Annotated in this window: 3 protein-coding genes; all 3 read right to left on the bottom strand. The window is 70.3% G+C overall.

Annotated features, from left to right (window positions below; translation table 11 throughout):
- Nucleotides 1-349, bottom strand: a 349-nt coding sequence (locus tag E4O86_RS22770) for a 3-oxoacid CoA-transferase subunit A (protein WP_161142827.1), incomplete at its 3' end; no start/stop codon positions are given.
- Between the two features lie 274 nt (nt 350-623).
- On the bottom strand, nt 624-2,063 hold the full coding sequence (locus tag E4O86_RS22765; RefSeq protein WP_161142826.1) for a pyruvate carboxylase subunit B: 1,440 nt from the start codon (nt 2,061-2,063) through the stop codon (nt 624-626).
- A 34-nt stretch (nt 2,064-2,097) separates the two neighbouring features.
- Nucleotides 2,098-2,419, bottom strand: a 322-nt coding sequence (locus tag E4O86_RS22760) for an acetyl-CoA carboxylase (RefSeq protein WP_161142825.1), incomplete at its 5' end; no start/stop codon positions are given.

Genomic DNA, 2,419 nt, shown 5'->3' with positions numbered 1-2,419 from the left:
TGCCGGCGCCGGCGGCGCGCAGCCGCTCGGCGAGCGTGCCCTGCGGGACGATCTCGAGCTCGATCAGGCCGGCCTGGAAGAGCTCCTCGAAGACGACCGGGTCGGACGTGCGCGGGAAGCTGCAGACGATCTTGCGCACGCGCCTCAGCTCGAGCAGGCGGGCGAGGCCGGTGCGGCCGGTGCCGGCATTGTTGGAGACGATGACGAGGTCGCTCGCGCCCTGCTCGATCAGGGCGTCGATGAGGACGGCCGGCTGGCCGACGGCGCCGAAGCCGCCGACGAGCACGGTGGCGCCGTCCTTCACGCCCGCGAGCGCCTCCGCCGCCGAGCGGACGAACTTGTCGATCATGCAGCCCCTCTCATGCAGTCCCTGTCATGCAGTCCATGTCATGTAGTCCATGTCATGCAGCCCCGGCCCGGCCGGCGGCGCCACGGATCTGTGTGTCGCCCCGGCCGCAGGTCCCGACCTTCCCGGTCCCGATCCCATGTCGGGCCCGGCACGTCAACGCGCCGCGCCGTCCCGCTTGTTCCGCCTGGCGAAATTGCGCCCGGAATCCACCCCCCGCCCGAGCCCCGCCGGCGGACCCCGGCGGACATTGACCGGAGCGGCCCCGCGCCGCGGTTCAGGACATCGAGAGGTGGAATTGCTTGATGTCCTTGCGCCTGGCGACCTCGCGGACGAGGTCGACCACCGATCCGGCGCGGCTCCGCTCGTCGAGCGGCAGCGGCCCCGCACTCTTCAGCCCGGCGATATATTCCGGCATGAAGAGATAGCCGAGCAGCATCTCCTCGTCCGAGGCGAAGGGCCCGTTCTCCCGCCGGAACCGCTCGATCACCGGCTCGACGGTGAGGCCCGGCCGCTCGGCGATCGGCGTCTTCCCGGTGCGGCGGGTGACGGAATCGAGCAGTTCCCCGCTCACCGCGCCCGGCGTCTTGCCGTAATAGCCGAGCACCAGCCGGTCGACCTCGTCGAGGGTGACGGCGTAGCGCCCGTAGAGCACGTTGAGCGCCGCCTGGGTGCCGATCAGCTGCGAGAACGGCGTGACCATGAGCGCCCAGCCGAGATCCTCGCGCACGGCCGGGATCTCGTCGAACACCTCGTCGATCCTGTGCGCCAGTCCGAGCTGCGTCATCTGGGCGTGGAAGTTCGACAGCATGCCGCCCGGCATCTGGTGCTGGTAGAAGGCGGGGTCGAACTCCGCGGGCGTGCCGACCGGCTTCTTGTGGCGCGCCGCCACGCGCGCGAAATGCCGCTCGATCTCCTCCACCGCGTCGAGGTCGACGTCGACCGCATAGCCGTCCCGGACGAGATTGCGGACCATGGAATCGGTCGCCGGCAGCGAGAACCCGTTCGCGAGCGTCCGGGTCGCGGTCCAGAGCCCCTCCGCGCCGTGCCGCACGGCCTCGAGATTGGCGGCGGGCCCGAGACCCGTCACGCAGTGCGAATGGACGTAGAAGGGCCGTTCGGGCGCGACCGCGCGCATCTTCGGGACGAGGATTCGGGCCCGCTCCGGGGTCAGGATCCCGTTCGGATCCTTGAGCACCAGCGTGTCGGCGCCGAGATCGGCGAGCTCCCGCGTCTTCTCGACGAAATGCTCGTCGGAATGGACCGGGCTGATCGAATAGACGACCGCCCCGAGCACCTTCGCGCCCTCCTTGTGGGCGGCACGGATCGGCACCTCGAAATTGCGGATGTCGTTCAGCCCGTCCATCAGGAAGAAGCGGTCGATGCCGTTCTGGGCGCAGCGGCGGAAGAAGAGCTCGAGGATGTCGTCGGCGAGCAGCGCCTTGCCGACGCTGAAGCCGATGCAGATCCCGATCATCTGGAGCGGCGTCCGGGTGATCTCGCGGCCGAGGAGGCGAAGCCGCTCCCAGGGATCCTCGCGGAGATAGCGGACGCAGGAATCCATCACCGCCGTGCCCATGCATTCGATCGCGTCGAAGCCGGCCCGGTCGAGCACCGGCAGGACGGGATAGAGCATCGGCGTCGTCATCCGCGTCGCCCACAGCGATTGCTGCCCGTCGCGCAGCGTGGTCTCGATGACGTTGATCTTCTTCTTCATGTCAGCCTCCAGGCTGCCGCATCGGCCGTCCGCCTCAGGCCGGCTCGATATAGATGAGCGGCTGGCCGAACTCGACCATGGTGCCGTCCGCCACGGCGATCTGCGCGACCCGGCCGGCGCTCGGCGCCATCACCCCGGTGAACATCTTCATGACCTCGACCAGGCAGACCGGATCGCCCGCGGCCACGGTCGAGCCGATCTCGACGAAGGGCGGCTGGTCCGGCGCCGGACGGCGGTAGAACACCCCGACGGATGGCGACTTCACGGCGACCCAGTGCGGCGGGACGTCGCCGGGCGCGGCCCCGGCCGGGGCCGGAGCGGGGGCGGGGGCCGGCGCCGGCGGAAGGGCGGCAGGC

The sequence above is a fragment of the Propylenella binzhouense genome (genome assembly GCF_009866965.1).
Lineage (GTDB): Bacteria > Pseudomonadota > Alphaproteobacteria > Rhizobiales > Afifellaceae > Propylenella > Propylenella binzhouense.
This window is presented reverse-complemented; position numbering and strand designations above follow the sequence as displayed.